This window comes from Pontibacterium granulatum (assembly GCF_029961155.1).
GTDB lineage: Bacteria > Pseudomonadota > Gammaproteobacteria > Pseudomonadales > Balneatricaceae > Pontibacterium > Pontibacterium granulatum.
This window is the reverse complement of sequence record NZ_JASBRH010000002.1, coordinates 94,816-111,804: the sequence shown is the minus strand read 5'-3', so window position 1 is coordinate 111,804 and position 16,989 is coordinate 94,816. Positions and strand designations below refer to the sequence as shown.

The window sequence follows — 16,989 nt, the reverse complement described above, 5'->3', positions numbered from 1 at the left end:
CCGCTATAATTGGGGCGGGTTTTGCCCTCCAACCCTCAGTGACGAGATTCCGTGGTATGACTTCATCAGCGCAGAGAACACATTTCGAAAAGCTATCCGATGCGCTGGACAGTGGTGAGTTTCAGCAGATCCGCTTTATCCTCAACCATAGTCTGCGTCCGGCGGAAGTTGCCCGCCTGGTCGAGAAGTCACCACCAAAAGAGCGTCAGGTACTGTGGAACCTGATCAGCAAAGATCTTGAAGGTGATGTCCTGCAGTATCTTGGCGACGACGTTCAGGCTGAAATCCTGAGCCGAATGGACGCATCCGAGGTACTGGCGATCACCGAATCCCTGGACACCGACGATATGGTCGACGTGATCCAGCAGCTACCTGACACGGTAATGAAAGAGCTGCTGCGCATCATGGACAAGCAGAACCGCAAGCGTGTCGAGGACGCGCTGTCCTATCCTGAGGATACTGCGGGCGGCTTAATGAATACCGATACGGTAACCATCCGTCCGGACGTGTCTGTGGATACCGCGCTGCGTTATATACGTCGCCACAAAGAGATCCCGGAGATGACCGACAGCCTGATCGTGGTCAGCCGAAAGGACTCCTACATCGGCATCCTGCCACTGACCAAACTGCTGGTATCTGACCCGAACATCACCGTTCGCGAGATCATGGTGACCGATATCGAGCCAATTCCAGCGGATATGCCCGACAGCGAAGTGGCAGTACTGTTCGAACAGCACGACCTGGTCTCAGCCCCGGTAATCGACGAAGAAGGCCACCTGTTGGGCCGTATCACCATCGATGACGTGGTGGACGTCATTCGAGAGGATGCCGAGCACTCTCTGATGAGCATGGCGGGTCTGGACGAGGACGAAGACACCTTCGCCCCAGTCATGAAAACGACCCGCCGCCGTGCGCTGTGGCTGGGGATCAACCTGATCACCGCCTTTGTAGCTTCAGCGGTTATCGGCCTGTTTGAAGAGACAATCGACAAGGTGGTCGCCCTTGCAGTCCTGATGCCGATTGTCGCCTCGATGGGTGGCATTGCCGGCTCCCAGACACTGACCCTGGTGATCCGTGGTCAGGCGCTGGGCCACGTGGAACGTTCCAACGCCGGCTGGCTACTCAACCGTGAGATGGTGGTAGGCGCCATGAACGGCGTTCTCTGGGCCCTGGTGGTTGCGGCGGTTGCCGTGGTCTGGTTCCAGGATATGACGATCGGCATGATCATCGCTCTGGCGATTGTCATCAACCTTATCGCAGGCGCCATCGCGGGCACATTGCTGCCGCTGGGCCTAAAAGCAGTAGGCATCGACCCGGCACTGGCCGGTAGCGTCCTGCTAACAACAATTACCGATGTGGTCGGATTTTTTGCCTTCCTGGGCCTGGCCACGGTGTTTTATAGCTAATGGTTTTTCATGGTTAACGAAGAAGATTTTTCCAACGATTCTCACGACGACGATATCGAGTGGGTCAGCAAAACACAGATGAAGCGCGAAATGCACGCGCTGCAGGATCTGGGTGAAAAACTCGCCACACTGACAGCTGATCAGCTGAAAACCGTGCCGATGTCCGACGCACTGCGCGCCGCTATCGTAGAGTGCAGCCGTATCAAGCCGCGCAGTAACGCCATGAAGCGTCACATGAACTATGTGGGCCGCCTGATGCGCTCTGAAGATGCAGAAACGATCCAGACCGCCGTAGATCGTTTTGATGCAGGCAGCCAAGCCTATACCGCCATGTTCCATAAACTTGAGCGCTGGCGCGACCGACTGATAGAAGGTGGCAATGACGAGCTGCAGGCGTACCTGAGCGAAAACCCCAGTGCCGATATTCAGCACTTGCGTCAGCTTATCCGTAACGCTAAGAAGGAAGCGGAGAAACAGCAGCCACCGGCTTCAGCCCGCAAGCTGTTCAAATACCTGCGCGAGCTGGCAGAAGCGCAACTGGGATAAAGACGTCAGATCGTCTCAGAATCCACTCCGATGCCGGTGCTCCTGCACCGGCATTTTTTTGCGCAGATCAGCCTGTGCATCAAGGTCAATCGTCGTTGTCACAACACCGACGCCCATCTCACAAGCGGCAACCATTCGTCCCCAGGGATCCACCACCATTGAGTGCCCCCAAGTCTGACGCGATGGGCTGTGCTCCCCACCCTGGTTTACCCCCAGCATGTACACCTGGTTTTCGACCGCCCGGGCACGCAGCAGCACCTCCCAGTGCGCCTCCCCGGTCACATAGGTAAAGGCTGAGGGCACCACGATCATGTCGGCACCGGCATCGCGCAGCCGTTGATACTGTTCCGGGAAACGCAGGTCGTAACAGATCGTTAGGCCCAACCTCCCCAGTGGAGTATCAACCACCACCAACTCATTACCCGCTTCTACGCTATCTGACTCACGGTAACAGCCCTGCGCATCCGCCACGTCGACATCAAAAAGGTGTATTTTGTCATAGCGAGCACGAATATGGCCCAACGTATCAATCACCAGACAGACCGAGCGTACGTGAGGGGCAGATACCTCATCCCCTTGCGATGTAGTCGCCATCGGCAGACTGCCGGCTACAATCCACAACCCCTTCTCCACAGCCTGACGACAGAGAAACTGCACGACATGGTCCAGTCCGGTTTCCGCCAGTGATCTAAGATTCGCGGTATCGAGCAACGCAAAGTTCTCCGGCAGCACTGCCATCACAGCGCCCTGCCGCGCCGCATCCGCCAACAACACCTCAGCCTGCTGCAGGTTGTCAGCAACCGAATCGGTCGACACCATCTGCAGCAGCGCTACCGTGTTACCACTCTGCCCTGCAGCATCTGCCGAGTTAATCATCAGTTATCCCCCTGAAAGAGCGTATCTTCATTGCGCTGCAGATTGCCCGATTTCGCCTTCTGCTCCAGTTTCAGCTGCGGATCACTCCAGTCACCGGAGAGGTGGTATTTGATGGTGGTGAACTTCTCAAGTTTGTCACCAATCAGTTTATCGATCAGGAACACCGCACCGGCAACCTGAGGCTGCCCCAGTAATACACTCATCACCGGCAAGTTCTTGGTCACCGGTAGCACCACTTCCATGTCTTTGTCGACCGTCTCGTTCACCAGATCCAACGAACCCGATAGGGTCATATCCGCTGACGGGCCTTTCAGGCTGAACGGCTGACGGCTTATCGCCACTCCATTTCTCAGGTCATAGTCCGCACTGAGACGGTCAAACGCCAGCCCTTGTGCAAACAGGTCGGAGAAATCGAGGCGTAAACGTCGCCCCACCGTCTCCAGGTTCAGAATCCCCAACACACGCAGGAATTGTCCGGATTCACCCGCCTGGATGATGCGGCCGTTCTTAGCCAACATCTCAACGTGGCCATTCAACTTATCCACACCAAACGCCCAGGGCGCACCAAGCCAGATCATATTGGCATTGGCCTCCAGGTACTTGGTCTCAACGAACCGGTCGTAGCCCCAGGCACTGAACAGCGGGTTTAAGTCTTCTCCCTGGAAACGCATCAGCATCACGGAATGCTCTATGCCAGCGGTCGCCCAACGCGCATCCCCGGTAACCTCTACGCCAAACAGATCCCCCCTGACATTCTGGAAGGTAGCGCCAGTGGCATCCGGTCGCATCTCCAACATCCAGGCACCGTAAGGCTTATCGTTGACGGTCACCGATTTGACGGCCAGATCGATCAGCGGTAGTTCTGACGCGTTAAACCCTTGCGCCTCCGAGCCGGAGCTTTCAGCCTTTTCACCCTCGGTGTCGAACTGCCCCTTTTGAATATTCAGGTAATCCAGGTTGAGACTGGCAATCCGCTTCTTATCGTCAGGCAGAAATAACACACCTTTAAGCATTGGGTTTTCCCCACTGATGCGCCAGCCATCTTTTACCTTCCGGATCTCACTAGAAAGGTTGTCCAACGCCAAGCCACCTGACGTCAGCTCTCCGATCTGCATGCGAATATCCTGCAGCGAGAAATCACCTGCGATATCGGGTGCATCCTGCACTAAATCGGCTTGCAGGTCTGTTTGAACAAATCCCGCTTTATTCAGGAAGGCACGAAGCTCTGCCACATCAAGTTGTGCAAGCTGCCCTTCAATCCATAATCCTGGATTCACCGGCAATTTGGCTTCTTTGCCTCCAATCACCACCCGACCCGATTCAACTTTATCTTGCGCCAGCTGGAACACAGCGCGCAGATCACCGTTATAGTTCAACCAAAGTTTCTGTCGTCTGGGGTCTCCCAAGGCATACATCATGTCGAAATGACGTTTCTGATCTGCCTCCTTACCCAGCGGTGCCGGTGCCACTACAGTTACGCCCTGCAGGTTAGAACGTATTTTCAGGAAGCTACAGAACGGGCTGGCCGTACACAACTCCAGATCTGCCGTGTAATCGGTTATCCCTTCCGCAACCGCCAAATACGGCTGATTCAGCCATTGCTCAATCTGACGCATATTGGCCTTGCCCGTGAGGGCTACCTTTGTCACCTGTCCAGACTTCTCATCGGGCTCAGACTTGATCGTTGCACTCACGGGCTGGCCAAACAGGGTGCCAGCCAGCTTGTCACTCTGTAAGCCTTTCGCGGTGGAAAAGCTCAAGTCCCCTGCCAGGTTCTCAAACGACAGGCGATCTTCAACCGAGACAAAGCGCCCATTTTCAAGCCGGGTTGATGCCACAACTCGAGGCTTACGAGAGCGGTCCAACGCAATATCAACATCAAGGGCAGTGTCCGCATTCGCCGACCACTCCCAGCGTGGCAGCTCCTCACCCACTTCGGAGCGGATTGGCGTCTCCATCAGTGTACGGCGAATATCGCTGGCGTCGCCGCTCGCATTGCCCAGGATCTGTAGCCGAGTCGCGCCCGGTGCGCTGTAGACCCAAGCTTCCTTAACCGTCGAGTCGAAAAACTTACCTTTGGCTTCCGCCAGGAAACCGAAATCGCGGTATAGGAAGTGTCCCTGCCCCGAAGTCACACTTGGCCATTCCTGATCAAAGCCAAACTGCAAGCCATCAACGTTCAGAAACAACTGCACTAGAGGTTTCTGATAATCCGGTAAACGTGCGCGAGTATTGGCATTCAACATAAAGCCCCCACTGCGTACAGTTCCGCCCTGGATCGCCTCCATCAACCACTTGTGGGTCTGCAATCCCACTTCTTTGGGCGGAATATACTCTCTAAAGGCGGTTCCCAAGCTATCGCGCACGCCAATCAGCAATGTGAGGTCGGTCTGCCCGTCCTTGTCGTACGGCATGCGGAAATAGAAACGTCCCGATGCGGTGACATCTTTGTTTTTTAGCTGCAGCAAGCCAGAGCCGACTTCCACTGCAGTATCGGTTAGAGCCCAGTTCACGTGACCACGGGCGAAGCTGTACTGCCACTCCGGCATCTTCAGGTCAGGGAAGGACATCGCAAACCGGTTGTTATCCAGATCGATTGAGCCGCCCGATACATCATGCCGTAACCGCCCGGTAATGTACCTGAGCCCCGGCGCGCCCCCCCATGGCGAAACGGAGACGTTGATCAGGTCCGCGTTGGCGACAAACGCCTTCCATTCCGGGGCCTGCCAGCGTACCTGCAGGTTCTCGACATATCCCTGTGGCTTCAGCATGGTCACCGCGCGTTGCGCCATGTAGGGTAGAAACGGCTGACCGTCCAGCCAGCTCATCAACTTCTGCAGGTCGAGTGCATCCATTGAAAAGCGGTCCGGCATCAAGCCCAGACCTTCCTCCCAGGTCGCAGCCAGAAGCGGTAGCTGATAGGGCTTCTCATTGGCAGTCAGTTCACCGCTCAACTGCCCCTGATACCCACTCTCTGCCTGCTGCAATGTCAGGTTCAGATCCACATCGGACAGCGTCTGCGCAGCCGCTTTCAAAGAAGCAATCTCGGTATCCAGATACAGGTAGTTCAGTGCCCGACGCTGATAGGCACCCCACAGACGCAGGTGGGCATCCAGTGTTTCCAAAGGTTCCAGCTTGGCATACGCCAGCCAGGGATTGATCACATCCTGGGAAATCTCGGGAAGATCGAAATAAAAGTTCAGCGGCTGGCTGCGGACACTTCCTTTTACTTCTGCGGTAAAACGAACAGGAACCCGCTGCTCACCGTTCACGAACGCACCGTCGAGCTTCAACTGATGCATTTCACCAGATGAGCGTAAGTTGGCGGAGAGGGAATCAAACTGTATCGCCGGCAAGTCACCCAGCTGCAGGTCAAGCGAGGCGTTGTTTATGGATATCCGCTCCTGACGCAGCAGCAACTTCAACAGCGCCGCACCTTTGGCGTGTTCAGGATCAAATGGACGAGAGACGGGATCGCTTACCGCTTCCTGAGCGGGTGCCGGCAAGCCTGCTCGGATACGGATATCGGGCTGCTCCAACTCCAGTTGGGTGAACACCAACTGCTGGTAGGCAAGCGAACGGGGCAGGTCCAACGCAACAACCGCCTTATCCACACGCACAGCGGTATCACCCTCGACACGGACAGCGTCCAGCTCCAACACCGGATTCTGACCACGCCAGTAGGTACGTATCTGCCCAAACGATACCTCAGCACCCACGACCTCAGAAAGACGGGTTTCAATGGTCTGCTGATAGGCAGGCAGCTGAGGGTATGCCAGTCGCAGGATAACAACCAGCAATGCGGCCAGCCCCAGCAATGCCACTGCAACCCAGTAGCACAGCCAGATCAAACGTTTTGTATGGGCGATCATTGCCTACCTGCTATCGCAGCACTACGTCGTACTGCTCTGCGCTATACATGGTTTCCACCTGGAAACGGATTGTCTTACCGATAAAATCTTCCAACTCGGCAACATGGTCGGACGCATCATCAACCATGTACTCCACCACATTCTGAGCCGCCAACACCAGATAGGAGTCGGTATCATAGGCGCGGTGCTGACGCAGTATCTCACGAAAAATCTCGTAGCAAACCGTTTCCGCCGTTTTGATAGAGCCCCGGCCCTGGCACTGCTCGCAGGTTTCACAGAGCACATGTTCCAGGCTTTCACGGGTGCGTTTGCGGGTCATTTCGACCAGGCCCAGATCAGAGACGCCGGTCACCTTGCACTTGGCATGATCTTTCTCCAGCACCCGCTCCAGGGTCCGCAGTACCTGGCGTTGGTGATCCGGATCTTCCATATCGATAAAGTCGATAATGATGATCCCGCCCAGGTTACGCAGCCTCAACTGACGACCGATAGCCGTTGCGGCCTCCAGGTTCGTCTTAAAGATAGTCTCTTCCAGATTGCGGTGCCCGACAAAGGCACCGGTATTCACGTCTACCGTGGTCATCGCTTCGGTTTGGTCGAAGATCAGGTAACCACCGGATTTCAGCTCCACTTTGCGCCCCAACGCACGCTGCAACTCCTCTTCCACATTGAAGAGGTCGAAGATCGGGCGCTCACCCGGATAGTACTCCAGCTTCTCGGCAATCTCCGGTACCAGCGACTGCACAAACTCCGTGGCCTTCTGGTAGGTTTCGCGGGAATCGATACGAATGCGCTCCAGGCCGGTATGCGCCATATCACGCAGGGTACGCATGTTCAGCGGCAGATCCTCGTAGATCACCGACGGGGCCTTTGCGCCCTTCAAGTTGCGCTGGATCTTACCCCAAAGACGACGCAGGAACTTGATATCCTCACGTAACTCTTCCTCCGAAGCCCCCTCAGCCACTGTACGCAGGATGAAGCCGCCCTTTTTCGACTTGCCGCCCTCTTCGCCTTCACTCAGCTCATCCAGCAGTTCATTGATGATGCTGCGCAGGCGATCACGCTCCTCTACATCTTCAATTCGCTGAGAGACACCGATATGATCATTGCCCGGCATGTATACCAGGTAACGGGAAGGGATCGAGAGGTGGGTGGTTAGCCGTGCGCCCTTGGTACCGATTGGGTCCTTGGTCACCTGAACCAGCAGGGATTGCCCCTCACGCAGCTGGTGCGCGATAGAAGCATTGCTTTTTTCTTCCGCGGTTGCAGTTTGTGGCAGTACATCTTCTACATGAATAAATGCAGCACGCTCCAGGCCGATCTCGACGAATGCCGCCTGCATGCCAGGCAGTACACGTACCACCTTGCCCTGATAGATGTTGCCAACGATTCCGCGACGACGGACTCGCTCGATGTAAACCTCCTGAGGCATGCCGTTTTCGATCACGGCTACGCGGGTTTCCATCGGAGTAAAATTGATCAGAATCTCTTCGCCCATGTTTGCTCCTTGGCGCAGATGCAACTTATTCCGGTTGCCAGATCGGGATTCCCGCCTTTATGAGCATCTCGGCCGTCTCGGCCAGCGGTAATCCAACCACAGAGGAGTAACTGCCCTCAATGCGGTCAACAAATACAGCACCCAGTCCCTGAATACCGTAGGCGCCCGCTTTGTCGTGCGGCTCACCACTCTGCCAGTATGCACGGCAGGTTTCAGGGCTTAACTCTTTAAAGTGTACAACAGTGGTAACAACACACACCTGTGTTTCCTGTGCTGTTGCCAGTGCAACACCAGTCATAACCTCGTGGTTGCTGCCCGACAGAGACATCAACATCCGTTCCGCATCGTCCGCATCCACCGGTTTACCGAGGATCTGTCCAGACATCACCACCGAGGTATCGGATCCCAGGACCGCCGCCGCATCGCTGTGCGCCAGTCCCGCTTCCGCTTTTTCTTTGGCCAATCGCGCGACATAAGCCGCAGGATTTTCTCCAGGATGAACGTCTTCACAGATATCCACCGGCATCACGCTGAACCGAACACCGATCTGCTGCAGCAGCTCACGGCGCCGGGGCGATGCAGACGCAAGCACCAGCCCGATTCTATGTTCAGCACACGAGTCTCTATGAGTGTCAGGAGACATAAAAAGTTCGCCTTATCCGGCGTAAAAAGAGGAATATAAATGGCCAGAAGACCGCACTGACCAGAGAAGGTAACAAAAACAGCAGGCTGTCACCGGTAAATCCAACCACCATCTGCACCCAATGCAGGATCAGTTGGTGAATGCCGACGATGACCATCACCAGTAACGACTGCTGCCAGATCGGAAACACACGCATCCGGCGATAGAGAATCGACGCAAAGTAGGCCACGATCGCCAGCGCCAGAGCATTGGCGCCCAGCACACTGCCACGGATCACATCCAGGACTAAACCAGCTACAAACCCGGAACCGACCCCAACCGAATGCGGCAGTGCCATCACCCAGTAGATCAGGATCATCGCCACCCATTCCGGGCGCGCCCAACCGACAAAGTCCGGTAGCGGCATCTGACTCAGTACAATGCCACACAGGAAGGTGGCGAAGATGATCAGGCCACCGCCCTGCTTTTGTGCGCTCACTCGCCACTCTCCGTAATGATCGGATCAGCGGATGCATCCAGATCAGCCGGCTCGATCGGTTCAGCCCGATCCACAAGCAACAGGTGTCGGCTCTTATCCAGACGCGCAGATGGTTTCGCCCGCACCTTGGAGAAGGTCTGGCCCGGATCGTGGATTACCTCGGTTACCACCGCAACCGGATAACCGCGTGGGAAACGCCCTCCCAAACCGGAAGTCACCAGCAGGTCACCCACCTGAATATCGGTGGTATCAGATACATGCTGCAGTTCGAGCTCGTCGGGCTCGCCTTTACCCAGCGCAATGGCGCGGAAGCCTGTCCGGTTCAACTCAACCGGAATCGCATGACGGGTATCGGTAATCAGCATGACCCGGCTGGTGTAGTGTGACATCTCCACCACCTGCCCCATTACGCCGCCGGCATCTAGTACAGGTTGCCCCAGATAGATACCGTCTTCACTTCCCTGATCGATAATCACCTGATGTTGGAACGGATCGGGGTTCACGCCGATCAGCTCAACCAGGGTTACTTCGTCCGGAATACGCTGGCGACCGCTCAACAGTGCGCGCAAACGTTTGTTCTCTTCGGTCAGGCTCGCCAGCTGTTGGCCTTTCTGTTCCAGCAACAACGCATCTGCTTTGAGACGCGCGTTCTCCTTCATCAACAGGCCGCGGTCCACCACCACGTCGGACACCTCATCGGCTACCTCTGCGGGCAGATCCACCAGCCACTGCACCGGCGTCAGGATCAGTGCGATATAGGCACGCCCCTGCCGCATGCCATTCCAGGTTACATCGGCGGCAATCAGGATAAAGGACAGCAGAAGGACAATCATGAAGAAGCGGGAGGACCCGCTTCGAAAGATAGGATTAATGGGACACCCCCCAACTCCGTTGTTCGGTTACCAGGTGCCCACAGCGTGTAACATCATCACAATGCACGGATTAGTCGTGAGTAACCAGTTCTACCGCGTGCTTGTCCAGCATCTCCAGCGCCTTACCGCCGCCACGTGCCACACAGGTCAGCGGGTCTTCAGCCACGACAACCGGCAGGCCGGTCTCTTCGCTGATCAGGCGATCCAGGTTACGCAGCAGGGCTCCACCACCGGTCAGCACAATACCGCGCTCAGCAATATCGGATGCCAGTTCTGGCGGACACTGTTCCAGTGCGCTCTTCACAGACTGCACGATGGAAGATAGCGGCTCCTGCAGGGATTCCAGGATTTCATTGCTATTCAGGGTGAAGCTACGTGGAATACCTTCAGCCAGGTTGCGACCACGTACGTCGATCTCGCGAATTTCGCTCGCCGGATACGCAGTACCAATCTCCTGCTTGATGCGCTCTGCAGTGGATTCACCAATCAGACTACCGTAGTTACGGCGCACGTAGGTGACGATAGATTCATCAAAGCGGTCACCGCCGACACGCACAGAGTCAGCGTACACGATACCGTTCAGAGAGATCACTGCGATCTCGGTGGTACCACCACCGAGATCCACCACCATAGAACCGGCGGCTTCCTCTACCGGCAGACCAGCACCAATTGCCGCGGCCATTGGCTCATCAATCAGGTATACCTCACGGGCACCTGCGCCCATCGCAGATTCTTTGATTGCACGACGTTCGACCTGGGTGGATTTGCAGGGCACACACACCAGTACGCGCGGGCTTGGTGTCAGGAAACTGTTATCGTGAACTTTGCTGATGAAGTACTGCAACATCTTCTCAGTCACGTGGAAGTCGGCGATTACGCCATCTTTCATTGGACGGATCGCAGTGATGTTGCCTGGCGTACGCCCCAGCATGCGCTTCGCGTCAGCACCTACCGCAGCTACCGATTTCTGGTTACCTGTTTCGCGAATCGCAACAACAGAAGGCTCATCTAGTACTATGTCCTTATCACGAACGTATATCAGGGTGTTTGCGGTGCCCAAGTCGATGGACAGGTCGCTGGAAAAAAGGCCACGAATTTTCTTGAGCATGGAATTCTTTATCCTGGGAATCTAAAGGACGGAATGAGCACTATTTTCAGACCGCTAACTCTAACAATCGGGTGCCCGTTCAGCAAGATTCAAAGCGCCCCATAAGTGGACTAAACCTGAATCAAGTGCCCGTTTCTCAATGATTTTTAACCATTTCTAAAAAACTGTCGCCAGATCACCAACAAAGTCGGCTGATTGCGACACCCGGGTTCACACCAGCCGTCACCAAAAAGCACGTTGGACGGAAGGCGCGAAGCTGCGGAATCACGCCTGTGCAGCCTTCATGTAAAACGACCGATGTGATAACGTTACCGCCTTATATCTTTTCGTCGAAACGACTTCCAACCCAGCGAGAAGCAACTATGGCTCTAGACCGCTCTGATGTGGAAAAAATTGCCCATCTGGCACGCCTGCAGATTGATGAGCAGGACATCCCGGAATACACCAAAAACCTGTCTAGCATTCTGGATCTGGTCGACCAGATGCAGGCTGTGGATACCAGCAACGTTGAGCCGATGGCCAATGCTCTGGATGCCGTCCAACGCCTGCGCGCAGACGTCGTTACCGAAGAGAACAACCGCGACAAGCTGCAGTCCGTCGCACCTGCAGTAGAAAACGGTCTGTTCCAGGTTCCTAAAGTGATCGAATAAGTTATCGAATAAGCATTACCGCTTCACGACAGCGAACCTCTTCTTGCACCTTATCGGAATATCGAAGGACTCAGATTCTCATGTTTGACAAAACGCTAGCCGAACTGGCCCAGGGGCTGGAAAACGGCGATTTCAGCAGTGTCGAGCTGACGCAAGCCTACCTTGACCGCATCGCCGCGGAAGATGGCAAATACAACAGCTTCATCACAGTGACCGGCGAACAGGCACTGGAACAGGCTAAAGCCGCAGACGAAGCCCGCGCCACGGGCAATGCAGGCGCCTTCACCGGCCTGCCGATTGCACACAAAGATATCTTCTGCACCGAAGGCGTACGCACCAGCTGCGCCTCCAAGATGCTGGACAACTTTGTATCACCGTACAACGCCACCGTAGTGAACAAATTCAATACTGCAGGCGCGGTAATGCTGGGCAAAACCAACATGGACGAGTTCGCCATGGGCTCCTCCAACGAATCCAGTTTCTATGGCCCGTCCAAGAACCCATGGGACACAGACCGCGTACCGGGCGGTTCCTCAGGCGGATCTGCAGCAGCAGTCGCTGCGCACCTGGCACCGGCAGCGACCGGTACCGACACGGGCGGCTCTATCCGACAGCCAGCAGCACTGTGTGGCATCACCGGCCTGAAACCAACCTACGGTCGTGTTTCACGTTTCGGCATGATCGCATTCGCCTCCTCTCTGGACCAGGGCGGTCCAATGACACGCACCGCTGAAGACGCGGCAATGATGCTGAACGTCATGGCAGGCTTTGACCCAAACGATTCCACCTGCATGCAGAAGGACGTACCGGATTACACTGCTGATCTGAGCAAGCCGCTGACCGGTCTGAAGATTGGTCTGCCGAAAGAGTTCTTCCCGGACGACCTGAACCCGGCTGTAGCCCAACAGGTTCAGGCGGCGATCAAGGAATACGAAGCTCTGGGTGCTACAGTTAAAGAGGTAAGCCTGCCAAACACCGCGCTGGCGATCCCTGCGTACTACATCATCGCACCGTCCGAAGCCTCTTCTAACCTGTCCCGTTTTGACGGCGTACGCTACGGCTACCGCTGCGAAAACCCGGTTGATCTGGAAGACCTGTACAAGCGCTCCCGCGGTGAAGGTTTCGGCCCCGAGGTGAAACGCCGCATCATGGTGGGCGCATACGCCCTGTCCGAAGGTTTCTATGACGCCTACTACAAAAAGGCACAGCAGATCCGTCGCCTGATCAAGCAGGATTATGTCAACGCGCTGAACGACGTCGACGTAATCATGGGCCCAACCACCCCACACCCTGCGTTCAAACTGGGCGAGAAAACCTCCGATCCGGTTGCGATGTACATGGAAGATATTTTCACTATCTCCCTGAACCTCGCAGGCATGCCCGGCATCTCCATCCCGTGCGGCATGACAGAAGGCCTACCTGTTGGCCTGCAGATCATCGGCAACTACTTCGCCGAAGAGAAACTGCTGAACGTTGCGCACCAGTTCCAGGTGGCAACCGACTGGCACAAGAAAACACCACAAGGCATCTGAGAGGTTAACGACTAATGGAATGGGAAGCGGTAATCGGGCTTGAGATCCACGCCCAGCTCGCCACAAACTCCAAAATCTTTTCCGGTGCCAGCACTGCGTTTGGTGCCGAACCCAACACCCAGGCATGTGCGGTCGATCTGGCTCTGCCGGGCACCCTGCCGGTGTTTAACGAAGAAGCACTGCGCATGGCGGTGAAGTTCGGTCTGGCTATCGACGCCAACATCGGTCGCACCTCTGTGTTTGACCGTAAGAACTACTTCTACCCGGACCTGCCGAAGGGTTACCAGACCAGCCAGCTGTTCTTCCCGATCGTTGGCGAAGGTCATGTGGATATCACGCTGGAAGACGGTACCACCAAGCGCGTCGGCGTAACCCGTGCACACCTGGAAGAAGATGCAGGCAAGTCTCTGCACGACGAATTCCCAGGCATGACCGGTATCGACCTGAACCGCGCCGGCACCCCGCTGCTGGAGATCGTATCCGAGCCGGATATGCGCTCGGCTGAAGAAGCGGTCGCTTACGTCCGCAAGATTCACTCCATCGTCACCAGTCTCGGCATCTGCGACGGCAACATGGCGGAAGGCTCTTTCCGTTGTGACTGCAACGTCTCCGTACGCCTGAAAGGTGAAGAAGAGTTCGGTACTCGCACCGAAACCAAGAACATCAACTCCTTCCGCTTCATCGAGAAAGCGATCAAGGGCGAGATCGAACGCCAGATCGACCTGATCGAAGACGGCGGTCGCGTGGTACAGGAAACCCGCCTGTACGATGCGAACAAGAACGAAACCCGCTCCATGCGCTCCAAAGAGGAAGCCAACGACTACCGTTACTTCCCTTGTCCGGACCTGCTCCCGATCGTGATCGATGAAGACTACATCGACGTGATTCGCGACAATCTGCCGGAGCTGCCGGATGCACGCAAAGCCCGCTTCATCGAAGAGTACACACTGAGCGACTACGACGCGATGGTACTGTCCGGCGACCACCACATGGCCACCTACTTCGAAACCGTTGCCAAAACGGCCAAGGATTCCAAACTGGCAGCCAACTGGGTGATGGGCGAGCTGTCCAAGCACCTGAACCAGAACGACACCACCATTGCTGACAGCCCGGTTTCCGCTGATCAGTTGGGCGGCCTGCTGGTTCGCATCAAGGACAACACCATCTCCGGCAATATTGCCAAGAAGGTGTTCGAAGCGATGTGGAGCGAGGGTGGCACTGCAGATGAAATCATCGAAGCCAAAGGCCTTAAGCAGGTAACCGACACCGGCGCGATTGAGAAGACCGTCGACGAAGTGATCGCCAACTGCACCAAGCAGGTTGAGCAGTACACGTCTGCTGAACCAGAGAAGCGCGGCAAGATGATCGGCTTCTTTATGGGCCAGGTGATGAAAGCGACCGGCGGCAAGGCCAATCCGGGTGCCGTCACTGGCATCCTGAAGAAAAAGCTGGACGCACTCTGCGACTAAGCCACAGACACAAAACAGAAAACCGCAGCCCTGACTGCGGTTTTTTTTGGTTCACCGAAGGGCAACACTAAAAGCGACGAGGTTGTAGACCGACCTTCGCAACGCAAAGCCCAACATCTGCGGGACAACGCTGCGTCAACTGGTTAGGCATCGCTTCACGATGACCAACCTACACGGTTTTTTCGTAGCAACCCGATCATCATACCCCCAAACTCCCGAACACGGCCCTCGTGCAGTACACTGTCGGAACACACCCCATACCACCGAGCTGAAATACAATGCCCACCCCAGACAATCACCTTCCCTCCGTGGAGTTCGTACCGGAATCCGAGCTGTTTCGCCTCAACCGGTTCTATAAGCGCCACGGACACAAAGGCAAGGCAGAAACAGGCGACACAGCATTCTGGTTAAAACACGAGAAAGAGATCCTGGCCGCAGTTCGCTTCACTACAGAGGGAGACAACATACTCTTACGCGGCTTGTGGGTCCATAAAGAGAGACGCGGAGAAGGATTGGGCAGCACGCTTCTAACCGGGTGCAGCCGCTATTGGGAAAAGCACACCTGCTTTTGCTACCCCTTCAGTCATCTGGACGCGTTTTACGCAAAGCACGGCTTTTTGCATCCAGATGAACAAGCCCCCGAGCACCTGCTACGGAAACTGCGAAGTTATCAACAACGAGGAGAAGACGTTATCCTGATGCAGTATCAGCCACCCTGCGACTGACGGATGTAAAAGCGGGCTTTTTCGACGTTATCGATGCACTGACTGTAGTTTTCCACCTGTTCCAGCACTTTGGCCGACCCCAGCAGGCTCGCCGCCTTACTCCAGGCCACCGAACCACTAAAGCCCTGACTGCGGGCGAAACTCAGCTCATCGTAGGCCGTTGCGATCCCGGTTTTACAGGCCAGATCAGAACGGCCCTGCTGCGGCTGCCCCGCACACCCTGCCAAAAATAAAGACGCCGCCAGACCTGCCGCACCCAATACTTTTACAGATAGCTTCATATTTTTCCTCCAGCTCGGCCCCTGCCAATTGACAGATGCAGAACTCAAAATCCTAAACATCCTAGCTATGGCAGCGATTTCAGCAACTAGTTCCGTGACGATAGCGCACAATTCACGCCAGAACAGCGCATATAGACGGGGCCCACACCCTAAAGTGAATATCCCCCGCTACAACCAAGGAGTGAAGATCCGAACCAGACACAGACTTTTCTCCGTCCGAAGAGTCGGTATGATGATAAGAAATAAGTATTCAGGAATCGCAGTAAACCATGCCACTCCCCTTGTTCTGTTATGGCACCCTGATGGTGCCAGAGATCATGCAACGCGTTACCGGCCGCTCTATCACGCCTGGTCAAAACGCCAGTCTGCATAACTACGGTTGCTACAAGGTGAAGCGCGAGACGTTTCCCGGCGTACGCCCGACAGAAGACGCGATCACTCAAGGACTGCTTTACCCTAACCTCACCACTCAGGACATCGACCAACTGGACCGATACGAGGGATACCTTTACAAACGCACTCAAGTGACCGTCAAAGCGGACAGCGAACATCTGCAGGCCTGGTGCTATCTGATTAAACCGGAATATTTCTCTGAGCTGATGCCCGAACACTGGTGCTACCAGCATTTTCTGGACGTCCACCTGAGCAGCTTCTCCCGCTGCTAACAAACAGGCTCAGGACACAAAAAATCCCGAGTGCGGAACACCCGGGCTTTCTTATATGAGACAACTCTCTGGAGATGCGTTCAGGCACTGACCGCCAGCTGGAACATATCGCTATCGTAACCCGCTTTCATCTGCGTATTCTGAATCAGACCTTCAGCACAACTTTTGCAGCGACCACAACAGGTCCCCACATTCAGTGCTTCACCCAGCCCTTCAACAGTAGATACACCTTCATCGATCGCTTTCAGAATGTCACGATCAGTGACAGCGTTACAGATACATACGTACATAGTCAGCCCCTGATTAAGAGATGACCAAATCTTACTACTTAATGAGAACAGTTTGCAATATCAATTGCATTAATTATT

The 16,989-nt window shown here is 55.4% G+C and carries 16 protein-coding genes; 7 read left to right on the top strand and 9 right to left on the bottom strand.

Translation table 11 applies throughout. From position 1 onward, the window contains the following. Positions 1-56: 56 nt before the first annotated feature. Together mgtE and yjgA are read left to right on the top strand one after the other, a co-directional pair. Positions 57-1,406 (top strand): magnesium transporter, encoded by a 1,350-nt coding sequence (mgtE, locus tag QKW35_RS02315; protein ID WP_282350509.1) that lies wholly within the window; start codon positions 57-59, stop codon positions 1,404-1,406. A 9-nt stretch (positions 1,407-1,415) separates the two neighbouring features. Continuing rightward, positions 1,416-1,952 (top strand): ribosome biogenesis factor YjgA, encoded by a 537-nt coding sequence (gene yjgA / locus QKW35_RS02310; RefSeq protein WP_282350508.1) that lies wholly within the window; start codon positions 1,416-1,418, stop codon positions 1,950-1,952. A gap of 15 nt (positions 1,953-1,967) precedes the next feature. Here the strand turns inward: yjgA and QKW35_RS02305 are convergent, their stop codons facing one another. From QKW35_RS02305 to QKW35_RS02275, 7 genes are all read right to left on the bottom strand, one after another. Further along, positions 1,968-2,828, bottom strand: a complete 861-nt coding sequence (locus QKW35_RS02305; RefSeq protein WP_282350507.1) for a carbon-nitrogen hydrolase family protein — start codon at positions 2,826-2,828, stop codon at positions 1,968-1,970. Then, positions 2,828-6,700, bottom strand: a complete 3,873-nt coding sequence (locus QKW35_RS02300) for a YhdP family protein (protein WP_282350506.1) — start codon at positions 6,698-6,700, stop codon at positions 2,828-2,830. The genes QKW35_RS02305 and QKW35_RS02300 overlap by 1 nt, the downstream gene beginning before the upstream one ends. Before the next feature lie 10 nt (positions 6,701-6,710). Beyond that, positions 6,711-8,198 (bottom strand): ribonuclease G, encoded by a 1,488-nt coding sequence (rng, locus tag QKW35_RS02295; RefSeq protein ID WP_282350505.1) that lies wholly within the window; start codon positions 8,196-8,198, stop codon positions 6,711-6,713. A 25-nt stretch (positions 8,199-8,223) separates the two neighbouring features. Beyond that, the gene (locus tag QKW35_RS02290) at positions 8,224-8,841 is read right to left on the bottom strand and encodes a Maf family protein (protein WP_282350503.1); all 618 of its coding nucleotides are present in this window, start codon (positions 8,839-8,841) and stop codon (positions 8,224-8,226) included. Further along, the gene (mreD, locus tag QKW35_RS02285; protein ID WP_282350502.1) at positions 8,831-9,319 is read right to left on the bottom strand and encodes a rod shape-determining protein MreD; all 489 of its coding nucleotides are present in this window, start codon (positions 9,317-9,319) and stop codon (positions 8,831-8,833) included. Before mreD ends, QKW35_RS02290 begins: the two co-directional genes overlap by 11 nt. Continuing rightward, on the bottom strand, positions 9,316-10,152 hold the full coding sequence (mreC, locus tag QKW35_RS02280; protein WP_282350501.1) for a rod shape-determining protein MreC: 837 nt from the start codon (positions 10,150-10,152) through the stop codon (positions 9,316-9,318). Before mreC ends, mreD begins: the two co-directional genes overlap by 4 nt. A gap of 109 nt (positions 10,153-10,261) precedes the next feature. Continuing rightward, positions 10,262-11,299, bottom strand: a complete 1,038-nt coding sequence (locus QKW35_RS02275) for a rod shape-determining protein (RefSeq protein ID WP_282350500.1) — start codon at positions 11,297-11,299, stop codon at positions 10,262-10,264. A 362-nt stretch (positions 11,300-11,661) separates the two neighbouring features. On the opposite strand from QKW35_RS02275, the gene gatC reads away from it, so the two are divergent. The 4 genes from gatC to QKW35_RS21310 all read left to right on the top strand — a co-directional run bounded on the left by gatC (position 11,662) and on the right by QKW35_RS21310 (position 15,675). Continuing rightward, a complete protein-coding gene (gatC, locus tag QKW35_RS02270) occupies positions 11,662-11,949 on the top strand; it encodes an Asp-tRNA(Asn)/Glu-tRNA(Gln) amidotransferase subunit GatC (RefSeq protein ID WP_282350499.1) in 288 nt (95 codons plus the stop codon). An 80-nt stretch (positions 11,950-12,029) separates the two neighbouring features. Beyond that, complete coding sequence (gene gatA / locus QKW35_RS02265; RefSeq protein ID WP_282350498.1) at positions 12,030-13,481, top strand: Asp-tRNA(Asn)/Glu-tRNA(Gln) amidotransferase subunit GatA; 1,452 nt, start codon at positions 12,030-12,032, stop codon at positions 13,479-13,481. 14 nt (positions 13,482-13,495) lie between these two features. Then, a complete protein-coding gene (gatB, locus tag QKW35_RS02260) occupies positions 13,496-14,950 on the top strand; it encodes an Asp-tRNA(Asn)/Glu-tRNA(Gln) amidotransferase subunit GatB (RefSeq protein WP_282350497.1) in 1,455 nt (484 codons plus the stop codon). Positions 14,951-15,228: 278 nt separating this feature from the next. Beyond that, the gene (locus QKW35_RS21310; protein WP_425607984.1) at positions 15,229-15,675 is read left to right on the top strand and encodes a GNAT family N-acetyltransferase; all 447 of its coding nucleotides are present in this window, start codon (positions 15,229-15,231) and stop codon (positions 15,673-15,675) included. Here QKW35_RS21310 and QKW35_RS02255 read toward each other — a convergent pair. Continuing rightward, positions 15,657-15,956, bottom strand: a complete 300-nt coding sequence (locus QKW35_RS02255; protein ID WP_282350496.1) for a hypothetical protein — start codon at positions 15,954-15,956, stop codon at positions 15,657-15,659. The two genes, QKW35_RS21310 and QKW35_RS02255, sit on opposite strands and share 19 nt — an antisense overlap. Before the next feature lie 269 nt (positions 15,957-16,225). On the opposite strand from QKW35_RS02255, the gene QKW35_RS02250 reads away from it, so the two are divergent. Then, the gene (locus QKW35_RS02250; protein WP_282350495.1) at positions 16,226-16,621 is read left to right on the top strand and encodes a gamma-glutamylcyclotransferase family protein; all 396 of its coding nucleotides are present in this window, start codon (positions 16,226-16,228) and stop codon (positions 16,619-16,621) included. A gap of 80 nt (positions 16,622-16,701) precedes the next feature. On the opposite strand, the gene QKW35_RS02245 is transcribed toward QKW35_RS02250, so the two are convergent. Then, positions 16,702-16,911, bottom strand: coding sequence for a (2Fe-2S)-binding protein (locus QKW35_RS02245; protein ID WP_282350494.1), 210 nt, complete (start codon positions 16,909-16,911; stop codon positions 16,702-16,704). Positions 16,912-16,989: the final 78 nt, after the last annotated feature.

Coding starts and splice junctions, on each gene's coding strand:
- QKW35_RS02290 (WP_282350503.1), bottom strand. CDS start 8,841: ATGTCTCCTGACACTCATAGAGACTCGTGTGCTGAACATAGAATCGGG.
- mreC (WP_282350501.1), bottom strand. CDS start 10,152: ATGATTGTCCTTCTGCTGTCCTTTATCCTGATTGCCGCCGATGTAACC.
- gatB (WP_282350497.1), top strand. CDS start 13,496: ATGGAATGGGAAGCGGTAATCGGGCTTGAGATCCACGCCCAGCTCGCC.
- QKW35_RS02300 (WP_282350506.1), bottom strand. CDS start 6,700: ATGATCGCCCATACAAAACGTTTGATCTGGCTGTGCTACTGGGTTGCA.
- rng (WP_282350505.1), bottom strand. CDS start 8,198: ATGGGCGAAGAGATTCTGATCAATTTTACTCCGATGGAAACCCGCGTA.
- yjgA (WP_282350508.1), top strand. CDS start 1,416: ATGGTTAACGAAGAAGATTTTTCCAACGATTCTCACGACGACGATATC.
- mgtE (WP_282350509.1), top strand. CDS start 57: ATGACTTCATCAGCGCAGAGAACACATTTCGAAAAGCTATCCGATGCG.
- QKW35_RS02305 (WP_282350507.1), bottom strand. CDS start 2,828: ATGATTAACTCGGCAGATGCTGCAGGGCAGAGTGGTAACACGGTAGCG.
- QKW35_RS02245 (WP_282350494.1), bottom strand. CDS start 16,911: ATGTACGTATGTATCTGTAACGCTGTCACTGATCGTGACATTCTGAAA.
- QKW35_RS21310 (WP_425607984.1), top strand. CDS start 15,229: ATGCCCACCCCAGACAATCACCTTCCCTCCGTGGAGTTCGTACCGGAA.
- QKW35_RS02275 (WP_282350500.1), bottom strand. CDS start 11,299: ATGCTCAAGAAAATTCGTGGCCTTTTTTCCAGCGACCTGTCCATCGAC.
- QKW35_RS02250 (WP_282350495.1), top strand. CDS start 16,226: ATGCCACTCCCCTTGTTCTGTTATGGCACCCTGATGGTGCCAGAGATC.
- gatC (WP_282350499.1), top strand. CDS start 11,662: ATGGCTCTAGACCGCTCTGATGTGGAAAAAATTGCCCATCTGGCACGC.
- gatA (WP_282350498.1), top strand. CDS start 12,030: ATGTTTGACAAAACGCTAGCCGAACTGGCCCAGGGGCTGGAAAACGGC.
- QKW35_RS02255 (WP_282350496.1), bottom strand. CDS start 15,956: ATGAAGCTATCTGTAAAAGTATTGGGTGCGGCAGGTCTGGCGGCGTCT.